This window comes from Candidatus Methylacidithermus pantelleriae (assembly GCF_905250085.1).
In the GTDB taxonomy this organism is placed as follows: Bacteria; Verrucomicrobiota; Verrucomicrobiia; order Methylacidiphilales; family Methylacidiphilaceae; genus Methylacidithermus; species Methylacidithermus pantelleriae.
The window spans coordinates 16,352-41,911 of the sequence record NZ_CAJNOB010000010.1 but is presented as its reverse complement, the minus strand read 5'-3'; the positions used below and the strand labels follow the sequence as shown (position 1 = coordinate 41,911).

Below are 25,560 nucleotides of genomic sequence, written 5' to 3'. Positions count from 1 at the left end.
TTCCCAAATGCTTGCCTCTTCTGCTTGAAGAATTCCCCGGAGCCAAAAGGGAAGACACCAGGCTTTACGTGTTGAAACAATGATCCCTTCTTAAGACCGGCTTGCTTCTTTTGTGAGAGAGAACGAAGAAAAAGAAAAACGCTTTGGTCGTTTCTCTTTTTTTATGTGGAAAGCACCACGGACTCAGAGCAAACTTCTTCCTTCAGGGCCTCGTATCCTTCTCGCAACAACTGTTCTGTTGTCGTCCAACCAATACAAGGATCGGTCACGGAAACACCGTAGCGGAGTTCTGAAAGGTCGGCCTGGATGGGCTGGCTGCCTTCCTCGAGATAGCTTTCCAGCATAAGGCCCATAAGACTGCGGTTGCCTTTTCTTCGCTGTTCGATGACGCTTCTCCAAACAATCTCTTGTTGTCGTGGTTCCTTCCCGGAGTTGGCGTGGCTACAGTCCACCATGATCGCCGGGGGAAGACCGTACTCTTTGAGCCGGCGCACGGCTTCCGCGATACTTTCTGGATCATAATTCGTTCGGAAGCGGCCTCCCCGCAAAACGATATGACCCCACCGGTTACCCGTAGTCCGAATGATACTCGTTACACCATTGTCATCGATCCCAATGAAACTATGGGGCTTTAAGGCGGCTCTCAGGGCATCCAGAGCAATCTGTAGGCTCCCATCTGTTCCGTTCTTAAATCCCACCGGCATCGAAAGGCCACTGGCCATTTCCCGATGCAATTGGGACTCGGTAGTTCGCGCGCCAACCGCCGCCCAGCTCACAAGGTCAGAAATGTAGCGGGGTGTGACTGCATCCAGGAACTCCGTGGCACAGGGAAGACCCATTTCGGTGATTTCTAATAAAAGACGACGCGCAATTCGTAAGCCCGCTTCAATGTCGCAGGAGCCGTCCATGTAGGGATCATTAATCAACCCCTTCCACCCCACCGAAGTGCGCGGTTTGGAAAAGTAAACCCGCATGACGATGACAAAAACATTTTGAAGCTCGCGAGCGATGGTAACCAAACGCCGGGCGTAGTCTCGGGCTCCTTCCGGGTCGTGAATCGAGCAAGGTCCCACGACCAGCAGGATCCGGAGATCTTTGCCTAAAAGGATCTTTTTAATGGCTTCCCGACCCCGGACCACGGTCCGGTTGGACGCCTCCGTCATGGGAAAGCGCTCCTTGAGCACGCGCGGAGGAAGTAACGGCTGAGTTTTCCAGATGTGGAGATCTTGGGTGGGAATCATCTTCGTTTCAGCTTAGGCAAAAACTCCCCCTACCGCAATGCCTAACGCTTACGCGAGCTTTCCAACAAGAGCTCGTCCTTTTGCACCAAGGCCAGCGCGCGGCGATGCGGGCGAGGCAGAGGGAGTTTTTCTAGGGTCGGCGGATCCGCCCAGCGTCCTGGACCCACTGGCTCGCCTTTCCATTGTGCTTTCCAGACTGCCACGCACACCCGATACCGGGTCACCGAATAGGTAAAACGGCCCATCAAATCGAGCCGGGTCATGTTGTCGGTTTGCCAATCCGGAAGACACCAAAAGCTCTGCCACCGTTTGCCGCGCTGACAAGGTGATACCCAGTAGGATCCCTCCGACTCAATAAGCGCAAGTTCTTCGTCGGTTACCCGAAGCGCTTGTCTGGGAGTTGTCAAGAAGCTCTCTCCTCGAAGCCGTGTCTGACAAAACCGTTCCCAAGGGCAGAGCGAACAGCGGGGACGTCGTGGGAGACACACCGTCCGACCGAGATCCATTACGGCATTGACAAAATCCCTGGCCTTGTCGCCCGAGGGGAGGAGCTCCCAAACCCAAGACTGCGAGCTCTGGCGGAAAGACCGTGGATCGGTGCCCGAAATCCGTCCGAACACTCGATAGAGATTACTATCCCAGGGGAGTTCGCGTCTCCGAAACACAAAAAGAGCAATCGCCCGAGCCGTATAGGGTCCGATCCCTGGGAGTTTTTCGAGCTCCGCCGGGTCCTCCGGCAGTAGCTTGCCTGGTTGAGCCGCGACCCACCGCGCAAGCTTGTGAAGATTGGCTGCCCGACGGTAATACCCTAACCCTTCCCATGCCCGGAGAACTTCTTCTTCCGCCGCGCTTGCCAGCGAGTCCCAAGTGGGGAATCGTGCCATCCAAGCCTCGTAATAAGGAAGGACCGTCCCTACCCGCGTCTGCTGAAGCATAAATTCCGACACAACGATGGCGTACGGATCCTGCGTTTGTCTCCAAGGCAAGTCCCAGCTGCGGCAGCGATGCCATTGGTACAGTTTTTGTCGCATGCGTTGCGGATTTCCAAGGAAGTGGCTCATCGAAAAAAAGAGCCTTCGGATTTTTTTCTTCTGCTTTGTCGTTATGCTCTAGCTCGATCACCGGAAGAAAAGGAAAAAAAGGAAAAAAATCCCTTTGCTTGCGCGCTTCCAGGAAATCCTTTTTTCGGAAGATACCTGCCTTGCTCCTAGCCCGTACTAGGATCGCGGCAAAAATGTTTCCGGGATTTGGGCTTTTCTCCCAACTAACGGCAAGCTTTCTTTGAAATGGAACCAATGCAAAAAAGCCCCACCCGATTGGCTATCAAGCGCGAGGGCTGTGTTCCCTAAGTACGGGATCCCAAAAAACACTTTTTTCTCGGTTTGATCGTCCAAAATCCTTTTCGAGCGGAGTTTCGCTCTATTTGTCCAAAGAAAACGTGGGGAACGCGCAACGAAAAATGGATGCGGACCGCATGCCGACCCAAAGGAACAAGGTTTAGAGGAAAAAGCGTGGCTTTGTCCTCCCAAAATTTTTTCAAAGAAAAGCTCCGCTTTTCATTGCTTTGCTTGGCTTCAAGAAGTCTCTCCTTGTGGCGCTATCACCAAGGCCGATCCCGTTGGGAATCACCGCCAAAACATGGGTTTGGCTCCACAGCCTCTAGCCACCCTTTTGGGTTCGGACGGAATCGTCTCCAAGCGGATAAAACGGTTGCACTACCTCTTTTTTTTAGGAAAAGCTTTTAGCAAGCCTCTACGCAACGGGACGGGATTTTCAGTAGGTCTCTCGTGTTCTCCGAGGCTAGGGCCACACGAGCGGTTTTTGGAAAAAGGGAAAAGGGAAGCTTTTCTTGTGACCAATTCTTCCTATACGGTACGCCTGTCCCGAGAAGAGATCGAACAGCTCCGGCACCATTTGGAGCAAAAAGATTTTCTTTTTGAGCCCTTGGCCCACGGCTATTTCCGGGCCCGCAAAGGGACTCTTCACATTAGTGCATATCATTCCGGGGCTGTTGTAGTGCAGGGAAAGGGAACCAACGATTTTGTTTCGTTTGTTCTGGAACCTGAGATCCTGGGAGAAGCGAGGCTCGGTTACGAAGAGGAACTTTTCCCCGAATGGTTCGAACCCCACATTGGCGTCGATGAGTGCGGTAAGGGAGACTTTTTCGGGCCTCTGGTTGTCTGTGCGGTGTATCTGGAACGAGACTCCGCCAAAAGACTCCTGGCACAGGGACTGAGAGACTCCAAACGGGTCAAGAGTGCTCGGGAAATCCGCCGGATTGCCCGAGCCATTCGGGAAGAGCTCCGGGGGGCTTTTTCCACGGTGACATTAGGTCCGCCTCGATACAATGCGCTTTACCGCCGTTTCGGCAATCTCAATCGAATGCTTGCCTGGGCACACGCAAAGGCTGTCGAAGAAGTCCTCCGTAAACTGGCTACTACCCCTTCCTTTGTGCTTCTGGACCAGTTTAGCCCTCATGCGGCGAGTTGGGTCAGCCGCTTCCTGACCAAGCTCGAGGTTCCTCTCCGCCAAAAGACCCACGCAGAAGAGGACCCTGCCGTGGCCGCGGCCTCGATCCTGGCCCGAGCGGTTTTTCTAGAGAAACTTGCCGAACTGGGCCAAAAGGCAGGCCGGGAACTTCCCAAAGGATCCTCAGGAAGAGTACGAGAGGTCGCAAAAGAACTGGCCGAAAGACTCGGAAAGGAAGGGCTAGCCCAGCTGGGAAAAATCCATTTTACCATCTTTCAAGAGCTTTGTTCGCCAACCCCGAGCTCACCCGAGATTCCCTCAAGTGGGAAAGAAAACCCGTAGCGAGGCAGGGAAAAAATGGTTCTTCTAATCCGTCTACCCAAAGCTTAACCCTACCGGGGTTGGAACATGAGCTCGAAACGCCTTTTTGTCCGGAATCTTTTTTGGGATTCGAAACAAAAGGATTTACCACAAAAGTTTCCTCGGCCACATTAATACCGGTATGTCTCGATGGTCACGACCTGGTGAGGATGGCCCCCTCTTTTGGATTGGGAATCAACCTGTCTATGTGACAGGCGTTTTGATTGGAGCCCATTCCCTTGTTTTTGTTCTCACGGCTTTGGGCCAAGCCTTAGGTTTTGCACCTCTCCTTCTGGAACTGGCATTGAGTACGCGAGCTGTCGTGGAAGAGGGTAAGATTTGGCAACTTTTTACCTACATCTGGCTACACCGGCTCTCCTACTGGTTTCCTCTCGAGATGCTCATGTTGTACTGGTTCGGTCAGGAGGTGGAACGGAATATTGGACGGCAGAAATACTTGCTTCTCTATGTAAGTCTTGCCGTCGTACCCGCTCTTTTGGTTGTTGCCGTTAGCTGGCTCAGTCCTGCCTGGGACATCGTGATCTCGGGATCTGACACGGTGCACTTTGCCCTCTTCGTTGCGTTTGCTGCCCTCTTCCCCTCCGCGGAGCTTTTGTTCGGGGTTAACGCCAAGTGGTTTGCGATCACCTTTGTGACGATCCAGTCCCTCATTCTCCTGGCTCAGCATTCCCTTCCAGGCTTGCTCATGGAGTGGTCATCTCTTGGAATAGCGATTGCCTTCACCCGGATTCCCGTCCCCGAGATTTCCTTCGGTTGGATCCAAAATTGGTTCACCAAGCGCCTGCAGACCCTTCGGAACAAACGCCAGGAATCCTCCTCGAAGGGACCCAACGAGAGTGAATCTATTGACGCCATCTTGGATAAAATTGCCAAAAGCGGTATGGGGAGCTTGACCAAGGCCGAAAAAGAAGCTCTGGAACGTGCTCGGATGTCCCTTTTAAAGAGAAACGAAAAGAAATAACCTTTTGCCTTCCGCGCAAGAAAAAAAGAGGTTCGAGAAGAGTCCTCTCCAAGGGAGAAGATCTTTAGCTCTGGGCCGGTGATCTGGACCGGTCGTTTTTGTCGCCAACAAAGGTTTTCTCCTCAAGCTTTTTCGCAAGAAGGAAAACGCTCAAGTGAACTTGCGGCCAGTCCTTAATGGATAAACCGGGAACCCAGCCGGGTCGATTGCCGGTCGCGGGCTCCGGGCCTTTTTTTGAGTAAGCCTTTCTTCGTTCAAAGGATACCGGCAGAGCCACTTTGAGTCTCACGCTGCCGTTTCACACAGAACCGGCGACCGACCGCTCTTACTCCTTGCTTTAGGACCGGCTTTTGTAAAACTCCGCACCGGCGGGAATGAGCCCGTATTTCCGCCGGTACGCTTGCGGTGAGATCCCTACGTACCGGCGGAAAAGACGGCGAAACGAGCGGGAATCATCATACCCGACCTCAGCCACGATCTCTTCCACGGTCTGATCCGTTTTTTCCAATAGATGCTTTGCCTTTTCAATCCGCAGCTCTCGGAGATATTCCCCGGGGCTTTTCCCTAGCGCTATCCGGAACCGCCGTAGAAGCGTCCGAGAACTGACCCCGCAACATTTCGCTAGATCGGCTAGTATCACCGCTTTGGCCGGATTTGCGATCAAAAGTTCCTGCGCCCTCTGAACGTAACGATCCCTATGTGCCGGATGGTCCGAACACATCATGTAGGGAAGCTGCGAGTCACGTTCAGGATCCACCAGAATGAACCGGGAGAAAGACAAAGCCGGTTCTCGCCCTAAAAATTTCTCGGCAAGCTTGATCATCAAGTTGAAATACGCCGTTGCTCCACCCGCCGTGATCACTTTACCATCCTCAACCACCATGCGAGAGATTTGCCAACGCACTTTGGGATAGCGCGAGGCCAAAAATGTGGCAAAGCGCCAATGGGTCGTCGCCTGGCGTCCATCCAACAGCCCAGCCTCGGCTAAAAAGACCGCGCCCGTACATGCGGTTGCCACGAGAGTTCCCCGGTCGTGGCATTCCCGGATCCAATCCAGATACGGACGGTTTTCCCCCAAAACCCGATCCCAATCGCCATCCATCGCTGGAACATAGATTAGGTCAGGAGCAGGAATCTCGCGGATCAAGGCATCACATTGGATGGTAACCGACCCATTTTTCGCGGGTGCCCCATCGGCAGAAACTAGAAACACCCGGAACGGGGTGTCGTTCGATCCTGGGGATGGTCCACAAGACATGGGATTGCCCATCTGCTGCAAAAGATAGGCAGGACCCACAATCGAGATGGGTTTGGAGCCGGAAACCAAAGGGATCGCTACGATCCATCTGTACCGAAGTTCTACCATTGCTTAAAGGGTAGAGTCCAAAGTCGCTCCTGTCCAATCCCCTACGTAAGCCGTGACGTTTTCCACCCGCAATTTGTCCTGGGTGACCCTGGTTGGCTGCAATCGTTTGCTCCATATTTACGCGGAAAATCCGAGACGCCGATCGCTTCTGTGCGGGAAGCCGGATCCGGATACCATCGAAACACAACCAGTAGAAGGAGAACCGAACCATGAGCGATTGCGAAGAAAAGCACTCGTGCCAGGAGACCCGCTGCCGCGAGGAAGAAGCCGAAAAATGTCACGAAGAGAGTGACCTTGTGGAGCATGTTGCGGGCATGTGGAAATCCGCTGGCTGCAAGGCCTTTTCGGGAGTTGTAGAAGAAATTCTCAAAGAAAAGATCCGGGCCCGCTGGGGTTCCGAGCTTGAAAAGGGAGCCGAAGCGTTTCTTGGGGTTATGGAGGCCTGTTGGCAAGCAAGAATCGCCAAAGCCAAAGCAGGAGCCGAGTTCCGAAAAGCGCTGGAAAAGTCTCTTCTCGGCTAGCGGACGAGAGCGCCGTCCTCGGTACTGCTCTCCCAGCAATCGATGGCTGCTCCTTTAACGGGAGCAGCCATCAGGAGGACTGGCAGTCAGAAGGGAAAACGTGGACGTCAAAAAGAAATTCCGGTAGATAACCCGCGACTGACGTCGCAGCCTTTATCGAGAATCTATGAAAGCCGTTCGCATTCATTCCTTTGGAGGACCCGAGGTTTTGCAGTATGAGGAAGCCCCTCTTCCTGTGCTGCAGGAGGGGGATCTCCTTGTCAAGGTTCATGCGGCAGGAGTTAACCCCGTCGACTGGAAAGTGCGGGAAGGAAGGCTGCAGGCAAGACTCAACCACAAGCTCCCGTTGATTCTTGGGTGGGATTTTTCGGGCGTGGTGGTCCAGCAAGGTCCGGGAACTAGCCGGTTTGCTTGGGGGGACGAAGTCTTTGCGCGGCCTGACATCCGCCGGGATGGTTCCTATGCCGAATATATTGCGGTCCGGGAAGTGGAAGTAGCACGCAAGCCCAGGTCGTTGGATCATATTCGGAGTGCCGTCATCCCCTTGGCAGCGCTAACGGCATGGCAAAGCCTTTTTGATGCGGCCAAGCTCGAGCCTGGGCAAACAGTTCTTGTGCATGCGGCGGCGGGGGGAGTGGGACATTTTGCTGTTCAGCTGGCCAAAATTTGGGGAGCTCAAGTCATCGCCACGGCTTCGGCTCGGAATCACGACTTTGTTTACGAACTGGGGGCGGACGAAGTCGTGGATTACACACAGGTTCCGTTTGAAGAGAGGATCAAGGATGTGGACGTGGTTTTCGATACGGTCGGAGGAGAGACGCAGGAACGTTCGTGGAAAGTTTTGCGACCGGGAGGAATTCTTGTTTCCATTTTGAGTCCTCCGCAAGCTCCTTCGGACACACGGAGACTGCGGGGAGCTTATGTCTTTGTCGAGCCCAATGCTGAGGAGCTTGCCCAAATTGCCGAGCTGGTGGACCAGGGAAAGTTACGACCCTATGTGTCGCAAGTTTTTGGGTTATCGGAAGCGCGCAAAGCCCACGAGCTATCCCAGACCGGGCATGTGCGGGGAAAACTTGCTTTGGACGTTTCTCGATAGGACACCAAAGACCCAAAAAGGGCTACCGTTCCTCAAGGAGCTTTTTAGTCCAGGAGAAAAACCGCCCCCGTTACGACGAGCGCCACTGCCCAGCCAAGGTCCACGTTAAACCAGGCTTTCCGCAAAAGCTCTCCACCCCAGGTGTCATACACGATCCAAGCGGCAAGTCCGCTTGTCCAGAAATGTCCGGCGATATGGGCGAAAAGAAGGGGCAACATGCTCAGCCATACAGAAGCCGGAAAGACAAGTCCCGAAGCAATCGATGTGGCGAAAGCAAAAGAAGCTTCCTTGCACCAGTAGAGAGGCCAGAGGATCAACCCCGCTCCATGTGCGGTAGCTACGAGAAACGACCAGGCAACGAGGTCAAAAAAACCCACTTGCATTCCGACCCAGCGAGGATGGCGATTGCGCAACAATCGCCAAACGCCAAAAACAATGAGGAGGGAGCTCGCCAGGACTTTGAGCCAGAAGGGGGATAACAACAGGCCAAGGGCTCCGAAAAGAAGCGCCATGACGCCCGTGGAAAGGGCATGGCCTAGGCTAATCGGGAATAAGGAAAAAACAATGGCCCGCGCGTCGCCCTTTTGGAGAGCCAGGCACACAGAAAAAAGCCACCCCATGGCCGGATTGAGACCATGAAAAGCGCCAAGACCAAAAGCGATCCAAAGGGTTTTTTCCATATCCCCAGGGTTTGACTCTTGGGCTAGGGATAACAAAAGCTATCACTAGAGGAGTCGCCCCCTTGCAGTCGCACCTGGTGGGGACGCCATTTTCCAAATTCGACAAAAAAACGCTCATCCCATGCAAGCCGCCCTTCCGGGGAGAGCGTTATTTTGACAAGCCATCCTTCCAATCCCTGGGGGTAAAATTGGTCGTCCCAGGTGGAGTATAGGGAGTTCGTGAGATACACCCGCTGGCCATCACGGCTGACTTCTACCATCTGTGGCCCGCCCGAGAGTGGGCGATCCGGTTGAGACGGGTGTGGCCTCCGGTGGACGATGCCCCCGATGGAGAGTCGGTCTACCAAACGGGGATGGAAGGGGTCGGTTACGTCATAGGAAAGCAGTTCCCCCTTTCCCCATGCAGACACGAGAAGAAAGCGGTCGTCGAGCGAAAGGTTTAGATCGGTGACCAGGGGAGGGAGGAGGCCAAACCCCTGGAGAATGGGAGGAAGAGTTTGGGGATCGGCGGGTTCGGCAGGGATTTCAATCACTTTTTGCGCTTTCCACTGGTCATCCTGGCGGTACCAGAGCCAAATGGAACTGGAGAGGTTTTCGAGCGAGATGACCACCCCGGCAAATCCGTAGGTTTTGCGAGGGTCGTGAGCCGGCCGCAACTCGAGCACCATCTGGTGTTCCTTTCCAAGATCTACTTCCTGGAAGTGGCGCCGGTGTCGCAAGTCCCAGAAATGGAGTTTGTGCCCGTATTGGCCTGCCAAAAGCTTCTCAGGCACCACCCCATTTTCAAAAAGCTCTGGTGTCCCCCATTCGCTACTGACGAGCATGTCCCAGTTTAAGTGCCACCAGAAGTCGTAGGCCAGGTACTGGTTTGCCCGCTCGATTTCCCAGGGTCCTAGGACGTCAAAAGAAAAGTGATCGAGGATGAAAATACCCCCGGGTCCCCCGTTGCCTTCTCCCCCAAGCGCGCTCACATAGATCCCATCGGGCCCGCAGTGAACCGTATGAGGACGCGAGTAACCCGTTTTGGCCAAAAGTTCCTTGGAACCAATCGTTTTCACGAGTTTCGGCGTCAAAACGTCAGGCTTGGTGTCCACAATGTGGATGTCCGAAGAACGAAGTCCGGGAATGATGAGATAGCGCCTTTCCAAATGGGGATGCGGCGCATAGGGGCACAGAGCCGAGCTGCATGCGTTCCAACCAAAGTGATGCAGCTCATGACCTAGGCCCGGTAAAACGAGCTCCCCCACGATCTTCCCATAGTCTGGGGAATCCGGGTTGACATCCACAACGGTTAGCCGGTCCGTTGTCCCTTCTAGGGGGCTCGGAGAAAAAGCGACCACATAGGCGAGCTTTTCCTGGGGGGCAAGCCGCGCCAGTCGCGCGGACGGGTAAAAGGTAGGATCGGGTCGCAATACAGGCATGGGTTACCTCCTAGAGAATGGAGATGTTTGTACCGCTCGAAAAAGTTTGTGGGGATCCATTCGTTCGCCTGAACCCCAAAGTAGCTGGGTCACGACAAAAGGCACATTCTTCCGATGTGGCTTGACCCAAGCACTTCCCACTACCTTCTGCTTTCTCTTGCCCAAAGTCCACCAAGAAAACAGGCATTTGCTCTGCCGAGCTCTGGAGAAAAAAAAACCCTAAGACAAACACGGCTCCCACCGAGACAATAAAAATACGACAAAAACTATCGTCTTTACAAGAGTTGTAGAGCGTTTACGATCCGGCAAGAGAAAAAAGTGAACGATCCAGCAAATCGCGCTTTCGAGCCGGCCTCTTCGGATGGACGCAATGCTCGGCCTCAGGGCTGGGTCGATGTTGCGATCCTTGGGGGCGGGGCCACGGGTGTGCTTGTGGCCATCCATCTCCTGGAGCAAGCTCAGTCCCCGTTGCGGGTGGCACTCTGGGACGCCTGTGGTCGCTGGGGTCGCGGTTGGGCGTACGGAACCTCTTGGCCCGCGCTTCGGTTAAACGTTCCCGCGGCCAAGCTAGGTGCCTTTGCTCGAGACCCGGAAGATTTTTACCGCTGGGCTTCGGAAGAGAACGGCAACGGGGCCGTGCGTCCCGGGGATTTTCTCCCGCGCGTTCTTTACGGGCAGTACCTGGAACAGCGCTTGCGCGAGGCCGAGGATCAAGCTTCGGCCAGGGGAATTTTTCTTATCAAACGTGCTGCCCGAGTCATCGATCTTTTTCGGGTTCCCGGCGGCTATTGTGTTTGTCTTGCGGGAGGTGAGCAGTGGCACGCCCGTTTTGTAGTCCTGGCCACAGGGCTTTTGCCCCCAGCTCCTCTTCCAGGGTCGGAAGCCTGTTCGTTTCCGCTCTACGTCAATAACCCATGGACGCTCCAGCGGGAAGCCCTTGAAGAGCTTGCGGCCCGACGCCGTCTTTTGGCAGTGGGTACGGGCTTGACTTTTCTGGATGTTCTGACGCTTCTATCTTCGTTTTCGTTTCAAGGGGTTTTGTACGGGGTTTCACCGCGGGGTCTTTTCCCCCTTCCTCATCGGCTGTCCGTTCATGGTGTAGGGAAAGGAACGTCCCAGCTAGAGCCTCCCTTTCCCCATATAAAAACTCTTCGAGGCTTACGGGAACATTTTGCCCAGAGCGTGGCCAGAGGGATAGACCCAAGAGATTGGGTGGATCTCATCCGGCCAAGCATTCCGGAACTGTGGCAAGGGCTAAGTCTAGAAGATCGAGCTCGATTTTTACGCCACCTGCGACCCTATTGGAATGTGGTGCGGCATCGGGCCCCTCCCGAAGATGCACAGCTTTTGGGTTCCTGGTTACACACGGGCAGGTGCCGTCTCGTGCGCGCTCGTGTGAGGAGGTTACGGCCTTCGGGAGGTAGGGTCGAAGCTCTCCTGGAATATTCCGGAGGCAGGCAAGAGGGGTTATTGGTTGATGCGGTTATCAACTGCACCGGTCCCCGGTTCCGGTGGCAGGAAACAGGCGACCCTTTGTGGGAACGCCTGTTTGACCGGCGTCTGGTGGGCGCTGGCCCATTGGGTCTAGGAATTGCTACGCAACCGGATGGGACTGTCCTAGGCCCAGATAACGAGGTCCAGGAGGGACTTTTTGCCGTGGGTCCTCTTCGGATCGGGGACTTGTGGGAAACGACGGCCATCCCCGAAATTCGATCACAAGCAGCTGCCTTGGCCGGGTGGTTGTGTGAGGCCTGCAAAGCTAGTCAAGCCCGGATGGATCCTTCGGCCTCCATGGGGTAAGGTTTTTCGCCTCGGACCCGGGTGCAAAAAGAAAAACGTGGGGGCCCCTCCCCGCTACTCCGAAAGAGGCACACTGCCATCGCCTCCTTCTTATTGACAGTTGGGAAGGAGCGCATCCGGTGGGGAGCTTTTTCTTCTTGGATCGCCGTTCTACCACCGCTACCGGCCGCCCGTCGGGAGCGTTCGACATCGACCCATGAAAACAGGCTTTTCTTTTGTCTTTCCCGTTTGCCAATAAGCCAATCTTCTTATGACACGGTCGTGCTTGCCAGTGTCTAGAAGGGCTCCTGGAGAAGATCAAAAAAGACGTGGATCCCTTTACAAAATTCATCCACAGGAATGCGTTCCCAGTCGGAATGAGCGCTATAAGCCGTTTGGTTATCGAGGACCATGGGCATAAACCCATAAGCAACGACATTTCGTTGTCGTAAATAACGAGCATCCGTAAACCCGCTACTTAAGAAGGGCGTCACCGTCGCCCCAGGGTAATGCCTTCCTACAACCCGGCGAATGGCTTCAAACAGGGGCGTTTCCCAGGAGCTGGGAGGTGTGGGATCGGGCGCATCGCTAACGACTTCCAGGAAAATGTCCGGATCGCCAATCGCTTGTTCCAACTTGTGAAGAAAGTCGGAAGGATGGGTTCCCGGAAGAAGACGGCAGTCCAAGGTCGCCTCGGCCCAGGATGGGATGACGTTGATTTTGGGAGGCGATCCAACGCCCGCTTGGAGGCTCGTAAGAGAGAGCGTATTCCTTTGAATCGCTCGGGTAAACGGGCTATCGACCAGGGCAGCCCCGACCGTCTGGATCATCGCTTTTACCACGGGCGGGGGCGAGGGTTGTTCCTCCCAGGGGAGAATCTTTGCCAGCGCCCGAACGAGAGTCGCCGGGGCTGCCTGGTCAATGGGGATCGATCCGTGTCCTGGGGGCCCCTGGGCCCGAAGACGGACCCAAAGCGGCTGTTTGTCAGCCACTTGAACGGCAAAGACGAGCGATTGGGATTGGAAAAGGTCCCGAGTTCCAAACCCCCCTTCATCCAGTGCGTATTCCGGTTCGAGGTCTGAGAAATGGTGCTCCAGCATCCAGCGGATCCCATACTTGCCACCGCTTTCTTCGTCTGCCGTGGACAAAAAAAGGACATCGCGGTGAGGCTTCCGTCCCCCTCTTCGTAGTGCAACCAGTGCCATGAGCTGTTGGATGGCTAACCCTTTCATATCCAGGGCGCCTCGTCCCCAAAGAAATCCGTCCTCCACGATCGCGCCAAACGGAGGCTTTTCCCATGCTTTCTCATCGGCGGGAACAACGTCCATGTGGTTTAAGAGGAGCAAAGGTCGCTTGTGAGGGTCTTCTCCTGGTACCCGGACCAGAAGATTGGTCTGGCCATTGGGCCCGCTTGGGAAAAGCCGGGGTTCCAAGCCTTCCCTGCGCAGGAGTTCTGCGAGGAAAAACGCGGTTTGGCTTGTGTCAGCCGGCGGGTTAACGGAGGGGATCCGCACGTAGGCTTGGAGAACTTCAAGCGCTTGTTGTTCGAGCGTTGCCCAATCCATAGGTGGGTAGGAAGAGTTTTGAGCCTTTTGTGCTTCCGGGCAAGTCCAGGGATTGGGAGCGGCTTGGGAAAATCACTCGTCCCCGTCGGCGTTCAAAAAAAGGGGTTTTCTCCGAACCCGGAAGCCCGTTTGTTCATCCATCGGGCATAAAAAAGGGAAAAAAGTTCCCTTCCCAAAAAGGGATTTTTCCCCATCGGGTAGCGAAAAGGGCGAAGGGGAATGAAAGTGTGAGCAAAGTCGCGGCCGTGCTGACGGGTCTCTGGGATGACTCCGCCTCTTTTTCCGTAGTTTGGCCAGGATCAAGAGTTCCTCGTCACAAGCGCGGAGCGTCTCCCCAAAGTTCTTCCAGGGCGTAGTAGCGCCGCTTTTCTTCGTGAAAGATATGGACCATGACGCCTCCGTAATCGACGATCACCCAGTGACTTTTGGGAAAACCCTCGATTGCGTACGGTTGCTTGCCGTAACGCTCTTTGAGCGTTTTTTCCAGGCCCTGAGCGATTGCTTTTAGCTGAGGTTCCGACTGGGCCCCGCAGATCACAAAGAAATCGCTCACCGTAGAAATTCCGCGTAGATCGAGGATGACAGGGGCCAAAGCCTTTTTTTCTAGGACAAAATCTCGGCAAAACTTAGCTAGCTCAAAAAGACTCAAGGTGGTCACCGGTACAGACCATGTCGCTCGATGTAACGGGCCACAGGCCAAGGAACAAGATGCGCATAAGGGAGCGACTTTCGCACGCGACTCCGGATCTCTGAGGAAGATATATCCACAAATCGTGGTTTGGGCAAGAGAGTGATGGAGGGCTTGAGCCTTTCCACAAATCCTGGCCGTGGGACGGCCAGAAACCGGACGAGCCGTGCAAGCTCCTCATAGTCCTTCCAGAGGGACAGTTCCGGAAGCTGGTCGGTTCCCAGAAGCCAAAAGAGCAGGGCTTTGGGATAAAGCTGGGCCATCTCCCGGGCCGTGTCTACGGAGTAGGAGGGAGGGGGGCGACGAAGTTCACACGCCGACACGTAAAGCCCAGGTAGACCTCGAATGGCTTGGCGGATCATCCGGTAACGGTGGGTTCCCTCAGAGATCCGGTGACGCAACTTGTGGGGGGACTGCCGACACGGGATGAGAATGACCGCATCGAGCCGGAACTGTTCCAAAGCATCACAGGCTGCGACCAAGTGCCCATGATGGAGTGGATCAAAACTTCCCCCGTATAAGGCGATCCGCGCAGCCTCTTGGGGAGGGAGGTGGTCTTTCATATCTGGCTTGCTGCAAGAGGAGAGATGGCTTAATTATGGAACCAGGAAACCGTAAGGCGGGCCGTGGCGCAGCCTGGTAGCGCGCTTGCTTGGGGTGCAAGAGGTCGCGAGTTCAAATCTCGCCGGTCCGATTCGATCGGAGACTATCAAAGCTATCGAATAACCAGAAGGGAGCATCATGGAGTCAGTACCTTCCTACAAAATGCCCGATCTAGAAAGGGTTTTGGCTTTTGATTTTGTTCGAGCGACCGAAGCGGCCGCCCTCAACGTGATTCGTTGGGTAGGTAAGGGAGAGAAAGAGAAAGCCGATGCCGCTGCCTGTGATGCCATCCGGGGAATGTTCGATCTTATGGATATTTGTGCCGAAGTCGTCATTGGAGAAGGGTTAAAGGACGAAGCCCCTGGGATCTTTAAGGGAGAAAAGCTGGGTCGATGGATCCCGGGTTCCCCCCGGTTTGACATTGCCGTAGACCCGATCGATGGAACGACCAATGTCTCGAAGGGTCTCCCAGGGTCCCTCGCAGTGATCGCGGCCGCCGTACCCGAGCAAGACTCCGAACATGCTCTCAAGGACCTACCCTCCTACTATGCTATGAAACTTGCCTATGGTCCCCAGGTGAAAAATTATGTGGAGACCTCAGGCATCGAGAGTTTCCGATTGGATACCCCAGTGGAGGAGCTTTTGCCCATCGTCGCGCGGGCACTTCGAAAACGACTTTCTGACCTTGTGGTCTGCGTGATGGATCGCCCTCGACACGCGCAGTTGATTGCCGAGATCCGCAAGCTTGGCTGTTCCCTGCGTTTGATTGAACACGGGGACATTACAGCTGCCATGGCTCCTTCCCTGCCAGACGGCGACATCGATTTGTACATTGGGATCGGAGGAGCCCCAGAGGCCGTCCTTGCGGCAGCCGGGATCCGGTGTTTGGGTGGGGAAATCCAAGTGCGGATGTGGCCGAAGGACGAAAAGGAAAAACAAAAACTCATCGAGCAAGGGTATGGAGACGAGCTCGATACGATTTTTTATGCGAAAGACTTGGCAAAAGGGTCCTCCATTATCTTTTCAGCGACGGCCATTAGCGACGCTCCGGGTCTTCCCGGGGTTCGTATCCGGGGTAACCATGCGGTGACCCATTCGGTCCTCATGCGCTCTCGCACCCAAACTGTTCGCTACATTCGGACGCACCATAACTTGCAACTCAAAACGATTCGGCTGCGCAGCTCCCAGGCCGAACACACGCTAGCGAATGACGTCGGAACGGAGGAGGAGGCTTACCAATAGCTAAAAAGAGACCGACCCATAAGGCTCTTCGTGGGAGCGCTTCCGAAGGTAGTTGAGTGCCTGGGCGAAGCGAAAGGCTCTTTACCCCAAGAGGCGGGCTTGCCAGATGTGGCCAGGAGGGCTCTTTGCCTCTTCTCGTAGAGCCGCTGCTTTTTCTAAGAAGGAAAGTCCAGGCTATTTTCGGAAAAAAACCTTTCTTTTGCCAAGCTTTGTTCCGGCGGTCTTGCAAAAAGGCAAACGCTTACAAGTGGCCCACTCCCCGGATTGGGCTAAATTGAGCTTTTCCTACCTCGTTCGCAGGGTTCCTTTGTTGTCCAGAGAAAAACGACGCCCCTCTTTTGCAAAAAGAAAAACCGGTTCTAGCAAGGGTATCTTCTAGTCTTGTATTGGATGGGTAACCACCGGAGCCGTTAGGAGCAAGAAAAGAAGCTTTTCGAACCAACGAATCGCTTTGTCCCCAAGCTATGGAGGAAACGTATCTAACCAACGCGTGTGCAATCGCCCGCGAGGTTCTGGGAAGCTAGACAAAGAAGCTTTTTTGCTGGAAAAGCCCTCTTTTACTCTCGAGCTTCCCGCCTGAGGGGCTCGGGCCTAAACCCACGTTTTTTTCGTCCTACTACCCCGCAGGCTTGCCAGCGTACCCAAAAGGACTTTCTCCCATCTTTACGAGAGCTTGCCGTTACTCCTCGCATCCAACACTTTTTCCCTCTCCCTGCGGGAGTCCCCCGCTACATTCGCACCGTCAAATTGCGGCGCCGAAACGTCGGTACGTCCAGGTTCTGCCCCTTGTACACGGTGGCAGCAATTCGTTCAAACCTTCCCCCGGCGGGAACAATCGGTAGCTCTTGCTGGCTGGACTGGCCGAGGGTTACTGCCATCTCAGCCGCTGGTGTAAGGGTAGGTACCGGTTCCTCTGGGGTCGCCTCCGGAACGGAAGGACTTGCCAGGCCAAAGGCCTTGAGAGAAGAGGAAGTAGGAAGGGGAAAGAGAACCAAGAGCTTAGCCCGATCCTTCCGCTGAGGTTCTAACGTAATACTCAAACGCAGCCGGGCGCTAGGTCCAACTCGATTACTCAGCTTTCGTTCCAACTCTCGAACGAAGCTGATTGGAGGATCTTCCGCCACAGTCAGGCAGGCAAAGTATTCGGGAGCTGAACTCCAGGGGAACTTCTCCGTCGCGGGGAGCCTATCCATTACCTCGTTCACGAGCCGCTCGGTCATGGCCGGCCCTATCCCCGCTTCCGCAAAACCTCCGACCCCATTTCCCTCCTCTCCAAAACCACAACGGGCAAAAAAGCGACAAAGTTCCCAGGGCGTCAGGGAGGGAAAGTCCCGTTCTTCCAGCACATGACAGAAACTGAAAACCACCTCCGCAACCATCCGGTCCCATCGATCCATAGCCGAAGGGAAATTGTCCGAAAAAACGTCCCATGACTCCATGGCCAGCTGGGAAAGAACGCACAAGCAATCAACCGAGCCCCCTAATTCCTGAGCCAGGCGCCAGGCCTCTTCCTTTCGAGCCTGTGGTTCAAAGGAAAAAGGGGTTAATGCCACGAGCGTCATTCGGATCCCTCGGTCCTTGGCTTGCGCAGAAAAAAACCGGGCAAGCTCACTACCCGTTGTCCCACCTAACGATGCCACCATGAGAAGATCTCCCCCTTCGGGAAGCAGAGCTTGCAAGGGTTCCGTGCTATTCTCAATGAGCTTGCGGGTTAGCTCACGATCGCCAAACGATCCCAAACCTCGTGTTCGTTCCTTGCCTAAAAGGATGCGCCGTTGCGCAAGACTTCCCTCCAATACAAAACGATCCGTATCGACCGCAGTCATTTGCTGCGGATTCATTCCGGCCAAAATGGCCCGGTCGAGCACGGACACACCCATTTTCCCAAGGCCCAGAAGGGACACGCTCCTTTGGCCTTTCTCCGAATCACTTCTGCCATTGGTTTGTCCTTGCATAGCTTGCTTCCTTGTTTGTTTCGCCTTGTTCCTTTAGAACAAACGCATCCCCGCCAGCACTCGCTGGAACCGGGAACGCCACCCGCGCGAAGGGATTTCCTGGAGCTCCGCAACCCGCGCATACTGTAAAAGACCCAGCACAGTGGCCAGCTGAGGTCGGCGCACCAGTTCTTGATCCCCATCCATTGGAACCGGAACGGCCCGCTCAACCGGATGCCGGAAGACTTCCGTAGCCAATTCTTCAATTCCGGGCAGGAGCGATCCACCACCCGTTACGAAAATCTGGCCGCTCCAGCCGGACCAGAAGGGCTGCGATTCCACATCCTCCCGAATGATTTCAAAGATCTCCTGTTGCCGTGCGCGAAGAATCGTGACAATGGCTTCCTTGCGAACATGAATTTCCCCATGTTCCGGTGAAGGAGGAATGACAACCCGTTGTCGCTTTTCCTTAGTGCTCGCCACGACCGATCCGTGGGTCTTTTTGAGCTCTTCCGCCGTGGCAAAAGGAAGCCCCAGCCCGACCGCCAGATCATTGGTCAAGTGGTCACCTCCCACCCCAAGAATCCCACTGTGGACCACGGAGCCTCGTACATAAACGATGTAATCGGTCACCCCGGCTCCACAATCGATCACCATTGCACCCATTTCCTTCTGGTCGGGTAAAAGAACCGCCTGCGCCGTCGCGTAGGAGGATAGGGCATAGTTTTTGACCTCGATCGACAACTCCTTCACACACCGGATGGTCGTTTGGAGTCGCGTCGCAATCCCAAAAACCAGGTGATAATCAGCCGTCAGCCGCTTGGAACAAAGCCCAACCGGATTGAGGGTAACCGAACCATCATCCAGTGAGTACTGCTGCAAAAGGTCATGCAATAACACATAACCCGCAGGCAGGGGTAATTGCCGGGCCAGCTTGCGCAATTGTTCCACGTGCCGGTTTTCGATTTCCGTTCGTCCCCCCTCTAGGGCAAGGGTCACCCGGCGATTCGTAGAGCGCACATGTGCTCCGGAAATTGCCAGATACACCTCTTTCACTGCGGTGTCGGTCTTTTCTTCCGCATCCACAATCGCGTCATGCACGCAACGCTGGGCAATTTCAAAGTCGACAATTTCCCGTTTCCGTACCTGACTCGACGGGCGCTCCCCTACCCCTAAAAGGGTCAAATTGGAGTCCGTACGAAGCTCCCCGACGGCCACCGCAACCTTGCTGGAGCCAATTTCCATGGCTACCAAAATGTCCGTATCTTTTTTCCAGAACACCGTTGCCTCCTTTTTCCTTTCCCGTTTTCCGGTTTGCCTCACTAGTTTCGGAACGTTACCGGAACGTTCCGCTCCAAGGTCAAATCCACACTCGCCAGCTTCCGCCCACGACTCTCGGAAAAGGACAGAATCCGACCCAGCCGTTCCAGCTGCTCCTCAAACCGCCCCGGTAGAAAACCCACCCGACACCCTTGCCACGTCATGACCCAAAGGGACAAAGGCCGGGACACATCCACTTTCATCGGGTCAAACTGCGCCCGTAAGGGCGAAAGTTCCAAGGCCGCAAGCAAAGCCAAAGCCGCCCGCACCTGGGGATCCTCAATGCGAGAACCGGGGGGCCAAAGAGTTGCCCGAAACCCGACAATTTCCGGAAGTTCCCGGACCATCTCAAGGTCCCGTGGCCGGATGACCGTTCCTTCCCGATCAATGAGCAAGATCTCTTTAATGGTCCCATGCGGGCCGGGTACGGCAAATTTGGCTACGGGGATACGTTCCGTGATCCGGATCACAATTCGATCGGGAAGCCTACGCTCCACCAAAGCCCGTTCCACAAAGGCAAGGCTCTCCACCCGCCTTTCCACTTCTTGAAGATCAATCCGCAGTACACTCTGGCCCTGTTTGAGCCCGCTGGCCGCCACAACCTGGGCCACCCGGTTTGGATCCTTGTTTTCTACGAGGATCTCCCGAAGCCGATATCTGGGATTTTCGTAGAAAACGCGGTCCAAAAGATAGGAACCTGACTCGTATACAGCCAAGCTCACCAACCCCGTAAAAAGGAGCCAGCGAACCGTTCGTGTTACCCAACCGGCTGCCTGTTGCTTGCGAAACGCCCGGCTCGTTTTGGTCCACAAAAGGTTCTCTTGCTGCTCGACTGGAAGACGCTTGCGCTTAGCCAGTGCCATGGTCTACCCCTTTGCCCGAAGTTTCCAAGAAAGCTCTACGATCCGCTCGCACAGTTCCGGAAAGGAAATTCCGGCCGCAAGAGCTGCCTTGGGAAAGAGACTGGTCTCCGTCATCCCGGGAACGGTGTTGACCTCCAAAAGCCAGGGGAAACCGTCGGAATCTAGCTTTAGGTCCACCCGGGAATACACCTGACATCCCAAGGCCTTGTGGGCCCGAACCGCTAGCTTTTGAATCTCAAGCTCCTTTTCCCGTGGTAAAGGAGCCGGGCAGAGATACTCGGTTGCCCCAGGCGTGTACTTGTTGCGATAATCGTAAAACCCTTGCTTGGGGCGGATCTCGACGACGGGAAGTGGTTCCTCTCCAAGGACAGCTACCGTGAGCTCTCTCCCCGCGATGTACTCCTCAGCCAAGACAGCGCTATCCCAGGACCAGGCCAGATCCAAGGCAGCGGAAAGTTCCTCCGGATGGAATACAATACTCACGCCAACACTGGAACCCTGCCGCGCTGGTTTGATTACAACCGGCACCGGAAGGGCCGGGAACCGTCCGCGCTCTAGAACCTCACCCTTGGGCACGGGTAAGCTGGAAGCCTCAAAAGTCGCCCGGGCTTGAATCTTGTCAAACGCTCGGCGGCAGGCTTCGGCTCCCGATCCGCTAAAAGGCAGCCCGCGAGCCTCCAGCAAGGCTTGTAACTCGCCGTCCTCACCGAAGGCCCCGTGCAAGCAAACGAAACAAAAATCGATCCCCTCCGGAAGATCGAGCGACCGGCTCCGAAGGTCGATTTCCACGACCGGATACCCAAGGCTCTGCAAGGCCCCGGCCACGGCTCGACCCGTTCGAAGCGAAATTTCCCGTTCGCTCGAAAATCCTCCTTTCAACACGGCGATCGTCATGGGTTTCCTTTTCATGAAAAAACGGTAGGGCCACAGAACCGGGTGACGAGTTTCCGCCCCGTTGCCCTGTGAACGTTCCGGCACACCTCCTCCAAAAGGGTTTGGAGTTCGCTGACCTTCGCCCCGGGCTCGCAAATGACGATTGTCGGGCGATCCGGCCGAAGGAAGACCCTCCCGCACCGGCGACCTCCCCATCCGAGCTCCCGGAGAAGCTCGTCTAGAGAACCACCCGGGAGATCCTCAAAGGCAAGGACTGCTTTTGCTGCCGAGCGCTCGTCCGAAAGGAGAGAGCAGCCTGACTCTTGGGTTTCAACAGCCAAAACGTCCGCAGAAACCGGTTCCAAAACGAGCTCGGCTCGAACCCAGATCCCCTGTATCCCTTCCGGGGAATTTCCCAGCCCTTCCCCTTCCCACTGACAGAACTTTCCCTCCGCGCTCACCCACCAAGCGCGGCGAACCCTTTTCCAAAGACTCTTTTCCTGGCAGCTTGCTAAAAGACCCCCGACACTGCCCGGCCATCGTGACAAGCGACCAAAACCACCGAGCTTTCTTTCGTGCGCCTTCTGGACCACCTCGCGAACGAAAACTCCTGCGCCGACGTCAACCGACCGGTCGCTCGACCAGGATAGTTCTTGAAAAACGCCCCGGCGAAGAGCAACCACCACCCCTTGAAACCCCTCGTCGGGGGGAAGCATCGTCGTCCCCGATCCTGCAATGAGAATGGGAAGCCCCGCCCTCCGGGTCGCTTGGACCACCGCCACAAGCTCGGCAACGCTGGCCGGTTCGCACCAGAACTCCGCCCATCCTCCTAGCCCTAAGGCCAACCGTGATGCCATCGAGACATACCACTCAAGCCTGGTCCCTTCCGGTAAGGAGGAAAGTAAGCTTTCCCAGAGCCTAAGGCCTTGAGCGAGCCGGCCGGCCAAGCGGTGAATGTCTCCCGCCCCCAACGTCACAATGAGATCTCCGGGCCTTACGTGGCTTGCCACTCGGCGCAAAAGCGCTTCCAAATTGGGCTCAAAAAAGACACGCGGATGCCCGGAATCCCGGACCGCCCGAGCCAGGTTTTTCCCGTTGACCCCTTCCCAAACAGGCTCGCTGGCCGCATAGACTTCGGTCAAAAAAACCAGGTCCGCGTCTTGGAAAGCCTCGGCAAAACGATCTTGGAGAAACTTGGTGCGCGAATAGCGATGAGGCTGGAAAAGAGCCACCGTCCTTGGCCAGCGGGAAAGGCGCGCAGCAGCCAGCGTCGCCCGAATTTCGGTGGGGTGATGCGCATAATCGTCCACCACCATGAACTGCTGCCCCTGCCAGCAAACCTCAAAGCGACGGCGCGCCCCGCGAAACAGCCGCAACCCTTCCCGAAACGTTTCGGGTTCCATCCCTATTTCCAGAGCCAAGGCCGCAGCCACGACGGCATTGCACACGTTTTGCATCCCCGGAAGCCAGAGCTCAAAATCTCCCAGGCTTTCCCCTTCTCGAACGATTTCAAACGCGCTTCGATCCTCCGACAAACGAACCTTTCTGGCCTGGTAGCGCGCACGCTCACCCAGGCCAGCCGAAATCGCCTTGACTTGAGAGGAATAGAGAAGAAACGCATTCGGGTCGTCGGAGCAATACACGAGCTTGCCCGCGATCTTCGCACCAAACTGCGAGAAAACTCGCAAAATCTCTTCTAGGCTACGGTAGTAATCGAGGTGTTCCTCCTCGATATTGAGAACAACCGCATGGAAGGGATCAAAACAGAGAAGAGTCCCATCACTTTCATCCCCCTCGATCACGACATAGTCTCCGCTTCCCCATCGAGCCGAAGCACCCAGACTCGGCACTTCCGCTCCCACGTAGTAGGAAGGGTCCAGCCCCGCGTGACGGAACACAAAAGCCAAAAGCGCGGCCGTAGTACTTTTCCCGTGCATTCCCGCGACCACGACGGCTTTCTTTTCCCGAACAAGAGCTGCCAAAAGTTCCGCCCGGCGCACCTGGGGAATGCCCCGTCGTGTCGCTGCCTCCCGCTCGGGGTTCTCGGTGGAAATCGCGCTGGAGTAACAAAGAAGCTCCACCCCTTCGAGAGAGCTTTCCGAATGCCCGACCCAAAACCTTAGTCCCTCTTCCACCAGTTCCTCTACCGCGGGCGAGCTTCGAAGATCAGAACCGGAAACGGGATAACCCCGGGCCAAAAGCAAGCGAGCCAGCGCACTCATCCCGGCGCCCGCGACCCCCACCAGATGGATCCGTGTGCTCCGGCGGCCGAGGAGAGTGGCGAGAAGCGAGGCTACCGATGGATCCATTTTTCCAATTCCTCCGCAATGTTGGCGGCTGCTCCTGGAACCGAAAGGCTTGCGGCAGCCTGCCTCATCCGCTCCAGCCCGCTGGGGTCTTCTAACATGGTCCGCACCACCCGGTCCAAAAGGCCAGGCGTTAGCTCTTCCTGCCGGAACACGTGCGCTGCTCCCACTTCCGCAAAGCTCCGGGCGTTTTCCATCTGGTGGTCCCCACTGGCAAACGGATAGGGAATCAAGACCGATGCGATCCCGTAGTACGCCAGTTCCGCCAGCGTGGCAGCACCCGCCCGGCAGATGGCCAGATCGGCCAGGCTATAAAGGACGGCCATCTCCCGGCTAAAAGGCGCCACCCAGTGGGTTAGCCCATATTCTGCATAGGCTCTTTGGCACCTCTCCAGATCGCTAAAACCGCAAAGATGAATCCATTGCCACTTTTCCCGCTTGTCTCCCCAAAGGGGGAGGCAACTCGTCAGGAGCGAATTGATTCCCACAGCCCCCTGACTTCCCCCCATGATGAGGAGCGTTTGGCGCTGGGCGGAAAGCCCAAGACGCCGGGCAGCTTGCTCACGATCCAGGCGGACGAGTCCCTCCCGGATCGGATTGCCCGTAAAAGTTACCTTGGCCTTGGGTAAAAACGTCCGGCAACGATCGTTACCCAAAAACACGCGATCCACGTGTCTTGCCCACAGTTGGGTAAGCTTCCCTGGCTTGGCATTGGCTTCGTGCAGAAAAATGGGTAAGTTTTGCCGCTTACCCAGCCACAGGGGCACCAACCCCGTAAACCCTCCCATGGCGAGCACACCGTTGGGAGCAAAATCCCGGAAAATGCGCTGGCATTCCCTTACGGTTCGAACCACGGACCAGGCAAAGGGAAGGAGCTTGGGACTCTTCCACCCAGGCCAACCCATGGCGGGTAGAGCCCGAGCAGGAAGGTCAGGATGGGCACGAAGAATTTCCCCATCAATCGCCTTGGAAGAAACCAAAAGCATTGCAAGATGCCCCCTTTTGCGGAGCTCCTGCGCCACGGCGACCCCCGGATAGAGGTGCCCACCCGTGCCTCCGCACGCAATGATCCAGCGCCCGTGGTTCATATGCGTACACTCTGCCGGTAACGCTCCGGTAGGGAACAATCCTCATCGTCCTTCCATTGCGCTTGCCGCTGGAGATTAAAAAGGATCCCCAGAGCCCCCATACACAGAAGAAGGTTCGAACCCCCGTAGCTTACGAAAGGAAGGGGTAACCCCTTATTGGGTAAAAGCCCGGTCACTACCCCAAGATTGGCCACGGCCTGTGCTCCAACCAAAAGCGTAAGACCCGTCCCCAAAAGAATCCCTTGCCGATCCGGGGCGTGGAGAGAAATCCAACCGCCGCAAAGAACCACAAGCACGTACGCAAACACAACGCTAAGGGCAAACCATAGGCCAAGCTCTTCTCCGATGATCGGAAAGATGAAATCGGTCGTCGATTCGGGTAGGTAATACATCTTTTGCCGGCTATTGCCTAAGCCTAGCCCCTGCGTACCTCCCGAACCCAAGGCAATTAAAGCCTGGTAAATCTGGTATCCCTTCCCCAAGTGGTCTTCGCCGTGACGGAAAAACTCAACGATTCGAGCCCTGCGCTCAGGGATGGCCAGGGCAAACACCAGGGTAGCAAGGAACCCTGCGACCGGCACGGGCACCCACCATCGAGCCGGGCACCCAGCACAAAACAAAAGGGCTCCCAGCGTAAGCAAGAGAAACAAAACACTCCCCAGATCCCGAGAAACCAGGATGGGGCCGGCTAAAAGCAGCGTAGCCGCCACGGGGATTGCGCAAGCTTCCGTAAAACGGGAAAGCTTCCGGTTGGGGTGACCCAAGTATGCGGCCAGAAAAACCACAAGCGCTCCCTTGGCCAATTCCGAGGGTTGGAAGCGCCAACCAGCCACCTCGATCCAGCGCCACGACCCGTGGACCTTATGCCCAAGACCAGGGACAAAACAGCCCAGAAGGCAAAAAAAAGCCAAAGCAAGCGCAAACGCCGATCGGTGTAAAAACCAGTGGTAATCCCACCGGGCCAAAATCCCACAGGTAATGCCGCCTAGCCCCACCCAGGCTAGCTGCCGTACCAAAAGCCCACCCCAAAGGCTAGGGCGATCCAGAACAAACTTGCCCCCCGCACTGGCCAGCATCACCAAGCCAATCGCGATAAGCCCAAGAGAGCTTACTAATAAAAGATACCCTACTTGGCGGTGGAAAGCTCCCAACTTCATCCTTGC

General features: G+C 55.7%; 21 protein-coding genes and 1 tRNA gene. 7 read left to right on the top strand and 15 right to left on the bottom strand.

Going from position 1 to position 25,560, the window contains the following annotated elements; genetic code table 11:
• Nucleotides 1-161: 161 nt before the first annotated feature.
• Together KK925_RS03900 and KK925_RS03895 are read right to left on the bottom strand one after the other, a co-directional pair.
• Nucleotides 162-1,241: a 3-deoxy-7-phosphoheptulonate synthase gene (locus KK925_RS03900; RefSeq protein ID WP_174583079.1), complete on the bottom strand. Its 1,080-nt coding sequence runs from the start codon at nucleotides 1,239-1,241 to the stop codon at nucleotides 162-164.
• A gap of 41 nt (nucleotides 1,242-1,282) precedes the next feature.
• Nucleotides 1,283-2,302 carry an A/G-specific adenine glycosylase gene (locus KK925_RS03895; protein WP_214096275.1) on the bottom strand — a complete coding sequence of 340 codons (1,020 nt, stop codon included), beginning with the start codon at nucleotides 2,300-2,302 and terminating at the stop codon, nucleotides 1,283-1,285.
• Nucleotides 2,303-3,092: 790 nt separating this feature from the next.
• On the opposite strand from KK925_RS03895, the gene rnhC reads away from it, so the two are divergent.
• Together rnhC and KK925_RS03885 are read left to right on the top strand one after the other, a co-directional pair.
• Nucleotides 3,093-4,052: a ribonuclease HIII gene (gene rnhC / locus KK925_RS03890; RefSeq protein ID WP_174583077.1), complete on the top strand. Its 960-nt coding sequence runs from the start codon at nucleotides 3,093-3,095 to the stop codon at nucleotides 4,050-4,052.
• A gap of 85 nt (nucleotides 4,053-4,137) precedes the next feature.
• Nucleotides 4,138-5,052 (top strand): rhomboid family intramembrane serine protease, encoded by a 915-nt coding sequence (locus tag KK925_RS03885; protein WP_236027836.1) that lies wholly within the window; start codon nucleotides 4,138-4,140, stop codon nucleotides 5,050-5,052.
• A gap of 337 nt (nucleotides 5,053-5,389) precedes the next feature.
• Here the strand turns inward: KK925_RS03885 and KK925_RS03880 are convergent, their stop codons facing one another.
• Nucleotides 5,390-6,418 (bottom strand): GlxA family transcriptional regulator, encoded by a 1,029-nt coding sequence (locus KK925_RS03880; protein ID WP_174583076.1) that lies wholly within the window; start codon nucleotides 6,416-6,418, stop codon nucleotides 5,390-5,392.
• A 209-nt stretch (nucleotides 6,419-6,627) separates the two neighbouring features.
• Between KK925_RS03880 and KK925_RS03875 the strand changes: the two genes are divergently transcribed.
• A complete protein-coding gene (locus KK925_RS03875; protein WP_174583075.1) occupies nucleotides 6,628-6,939 on the top strand; it encodes a hypothetical protein in 312 nt (103 codons plus the stop codon).
• A 166-nt stretch (nucleotides 6,940-7,105) separates the two neighbouring features.
• Nucleotides 7,106-8,035 carry an NADP-dependent oxidoreductase gene (locus tag KK925_RS03870; protein ID WP_174583074.1) on the top strand — a complete coding sequence of 310 codons (930 nt, stop codon included), beginning with the start codon at nucleotides 7,106-7,108 and terminating at the stop codon, nucleotides 8,033-8,035.
• 44 nt (nucleotides 8,036-8,079) lie between these two features.
• On the opposite strand, the gene KK925_RS03865 is transcribed toward KK925_RS03870, so the two are convergent.
• Both KK925_RS03865 and KK925_RS03860 read right to left on the bottom strand, forming a co-directional pair.
• Complete coding sequence (locus KK925_RS03865; RefSeq protein WP_174583073.1) at nucleotides 8,080-8,715, bottom strand: hypothetical protein; 636 nt, start codon at nucleotides 8,713-8,715, stop codon at nucleotides 8,080-8,082.
• 23 nt (nucleotides 8,716-8,738) lie between these two features.
• The gene (locus tag KK925_RS03860) at nucleotides 8,739-10,136 is read right to left on the bottom strand and encodes a selenium-binding protein SBP56-related protein (RefSeq protein ID WP_174583072.1); all 1,398 of its coding nucleotides are present in this window, start codon (nucleotides 10,134-10,136) and stop codon (nucleotides 8,739-8,741) included.
• A gap of 318 nt (nucleotides 10,137-10,454) precedes the next feature.
• Here KK925_RS03860 and KK925_RS03855 point away from each other — a divergent pair, with 318 nt between their 5' ends.
• Nucleotides 10,455-11,936 carry an FAD/NAD(P)-binding protein gene (locus tag KK925_RS03855; protein ID WP_174583071.1) on the top strand — a complete coding sequence of 494 codons (1,482 nt, stop codon included), beginning with the start codon at nucleotides 10,455-10,457 and terminating at the stop codon, nucleotides 11,934-11,936.
• Nucleotides 11,937-12,211: 275 nt separating this feature from the next.
• Here the strand turns inward: KK925_RS03855 and KK925_RS03850 are convergent, their stop codons facing one another.
• The 3 genes from KK925_RS03850 to nadD all read right to left on the bottom strand — a co-directional run bounded on the left by KK925_RS03850 (nucleotide 12,212) and on the right by nadD (nucleotide 14,731).
• A complete protein-coding gene (locus KK925_RS03850; protein ID WP_174583070.1) occupies nucleotides 12,212-13,480 on the bottom strand; it encodes a M20/M25/M40 family metallo-hydrolase in 1,269 nt (422 codons plus the stop codon).
• 313 nt (nucleotides 13,481-13,793) lie between these two features.
• Nucleotides 13,794-14,129, bottom strand: a complete 336-nt coding sequence (gene rsfS / locus KK925_RS03845) for a ribosome silencing factor (protein ID WP_174583082.1) — start codon at nucleotides 14,127-14,129, stop codon at nucleotides 13,794-13,796.
• Between the two features lie 5 nt (nucleotides 14,130-14,134).
• Entirely contained in the window at nucleotides 14,135-14,731 is a 597-nt protein-coding gene (gene nadD, locus KK925_RS03840; protein WP_174583069.1) for a nicotinate-nucleotide adenylyltransferase, read from the bottom strand.
• A gap of 57 nt (nucleotides 14,732-14,788) precedes the next feature.
• On the opposite strand from nadD, the gene KK925_RS03835 reads away from it, so the two are divergent.
• Both KK925_RS03835 and KK925_RS03830 read left to right on the top strand, forming a co-directional pair.
• A tRNA-Pro gene (locus tag KK925_RS03835) sits at nucleotides 14,789-14,862 on the top strand.
• A 47-nt stretch (nucleotides 14,863-14,909) separates the two neighbouring features.
• The gene (locus KK925_RS03830) at nucleotides 14,910-16,013 is read left to right on the top strand and encodes a fructose-bisphosphatase class II family protein (RefSeq protein ID WP_174583068.1); all 1,104 of its coding nucleotides are present in this window, start codon (nucleotides 14,910-14,912) and stop codon (nucleotides 16,011-16,013) included.
• A 728-nt stretch (nucleotides 16,014-16,741) separates the two neighbouring features.
• Here KK925_RS03830 and KK925_RS03825 read toward each other — a convergent pair.
• From KK925_RS03825 to KK925_RS03795, 7 genes are read right to left on the bottom strand one after another with little or no spacing between them, the layout of a single operon-like run.
• The gene (locus KK925_RS03825; RefSeq protein WP_174583067.1) at nucleotides 16,742-17,968 is read right to left on the bottom strand and encodes an FtsZ/tubulin family protein; all 1,227 of its coding nucleotides are present in this window, start codon (nucleotides 17,966-17,968) and stop codon (nucleotides 16,742-16,744) included.
• A gap of 33 nt (nucleotides 17,969-18,001) precedes the next feature.
• On the bottom strand, nucleotides 18,002-19,228 hold the full coding sequence (ftsA, locus tag KK925_RS03820; RefSeq protein WP_174583066.1) for a cell division protein FtsA: 1,227 nt from the start codon (nucleotides 19,226-19,228) through the stop codon (nucleotides 18,002-18,004).
• Nucleotides 19,229-19,269: 41 nt separating this feature from the next.
• Nucleotides 19,270-20,130 (bottom strand): cell division protein FtsQ/DivIB, encoded by an 861-nt coding sequence (locus tag KK925_RS03815; protein ID WP_174583065.1) that lies wholly within the window; start codon nucleotides 20,128-20,130, stop codon nucleotides 19,270-19,272.
• 3 nt (nucleotides 20,131-20,133) lie between these two features.
• Nucleotides 20,134-21,024, bottom strand: a complete 891-nt coding sequence (locus KK925_RS03810) for a D-alanine--D-alanine ligase (RefSeq protein ID WP_236027835.1) — start codon at nucleotides 21,022-21,024, stop codon at nucleotides 20,134-20,136.
• A gap of 11 nt (nucleotides 21,025-21,035) precedes the next feature.
• Nucleotides 21,036-23,312, bottom strand: a complete 2,277-nt coding sequence (murC, locus tag KK925_RS03805) for a UDP-N-acetylmuramate--L-alanine ligase (protein WP_174583063.1) — start codon at nucleotides 23,310-23,312, stop codon at nucleotides 21,036-21,038.
• Entirely contained in the window at nucleotides 23,297-24,397 is a 1,101-nt protein-coding gene (gene murG / locus KK925_RS03800; protein ID WP_174583062.1) for an undecaprenyldiphospho-muramoylpentapeptide beta-N-acetylglucosaminyltransferase, read from the bottom strand. Before murG ends, murC begins: the two co-directional genes overlap by 16 nt.
• Nucleotides 24,394-25,554, bottom strand: coding sequence for an FtsW/RodA/SpoVE family cell cycle protein (locus tag KK925_RS03795; protein ID WP_174583061.1), 1,161 nt, complete (start codon nucleotides 25,552-25,554; stop codon nucleotides 24,394-24,396). The genes murG and KK925_RS03795 overlap by 4 nt, the downstream gene beginning before the upstream one ends.
• Nucleotides 25,555-25,560: the final 6 nt, after the last annotated feature.

Bases quoted from the DNA above. Each gene is read 5' to 3' on its own strand.
- KK925_RS03900 (WP_174583079.1), bottom strand. From the start codon at position 1,241: ATGATTCCCACCCAAGATCTCCACATCTGGAAAACTCAGCCGTTACTT.
- KK925_RS03895 (WP_214096275.1), bottom strand. From the start codon at position 2,302: ATGAGCCACTTCCTTGGAAATCCGCAACGCATGCGACAAAAACTGTAC.
- KK925_RS03880 (WP_174583076.1), bottom strand. From the start codon at position 6,418: ATGGTAGAACTTCGGTACAGATGGATCGTAGCGATCCCTTTGGTTTCC.
- KK925_RS03875 (WP_174583075.1), top strand. From the start codon at position 6,628: ATGAGCGATTGCGAAGAAAAGCACTCGTGCCAGGAGACCCGCTGCCGC.
- KK925_RS03870 (WP_174583074.1), top strand. From the start codon at position 7,106: ATGAAAGCCGTTCGCATTCATTCCTTTGGAGGACCCGAGGTTTTGCAG.
- KK925_RS03865 (WP_174583073.1), bottom strand. From the start codon at position 8,715: ATGGAAAAAACCCTTTGGATCGCTTTTGGTCTTGGCGCTTTTCATGGT.
- KK925_RS03860 (WP_174583072.1), bottom strand. From the start codon at position 10,136: ATGCCTGTATTGCGACCCGATCCTACCTTTTACCCGTCCGCGCGACTG.
- KK925_RS03850 (WP_174583070.1), bottom strand. From the start codon at position 13,480: ATGGATTGGGCAACGCTCGAACAACAAGCGCTTGAAGTTCTCCAAGCC.
- nadD (WP_174583069.1), bottom strand. From the start codon at position 14,731: ATGAAAGACCACCTCCCTCCCCAAGAGGCTGCGCGGATCGCCTTATAC.
- KK925_RS03830 (WP_174583068.1), top strand. From the start codon at position 14,910: ATGGAGTCAGTACCTTCCTACAAAATGCCCGATCTAGAAAGGGTTTTG.
- KK925_RS03825 (WP_174583067.1), bottom strand. From the start codon at position 17,968: ATGCAAGGACAAACCAATGGCAGAAGTGATTCGGAGAAAGGCCAAAGG.
- KK925_RS03815 (WP_174583065.1), bottom strand. From the start codon at position 20,130: ATGGCACTGGCTAAGCGCAAGCGTCTTCCAGTCGAGCAGCAAGAGAAC.
- KK925_RS03810 (WP_236027835.1), bottom strand. From the start codon at position 21,024: ATGACGATCGCCGTGTTGAAAGGAGGATTTTCGAGCGAACGGGAAATT.
- murC (WP_174583063.1), bottom strand. From the start codon at position 23,312: ATGGATCCATCGGTAGCCTCGCTTCTCGCCACTCTCCTCGGCCGCCGG.
- murG (WP_174583062.1), bottom strand. From the start codon at position 24,397: ATGAACCACGGGCGCTGGATCATTGCGTGCGGAGGCACGGGTGGGCAC.
- KK925_RS03795 (WP_174583061.1), bottom strand. From the start codon at position 25,554: ATGAAGTTGGGAGCTTTCCACCGCCAAGTAGGGTATCTTTTATTAGTA.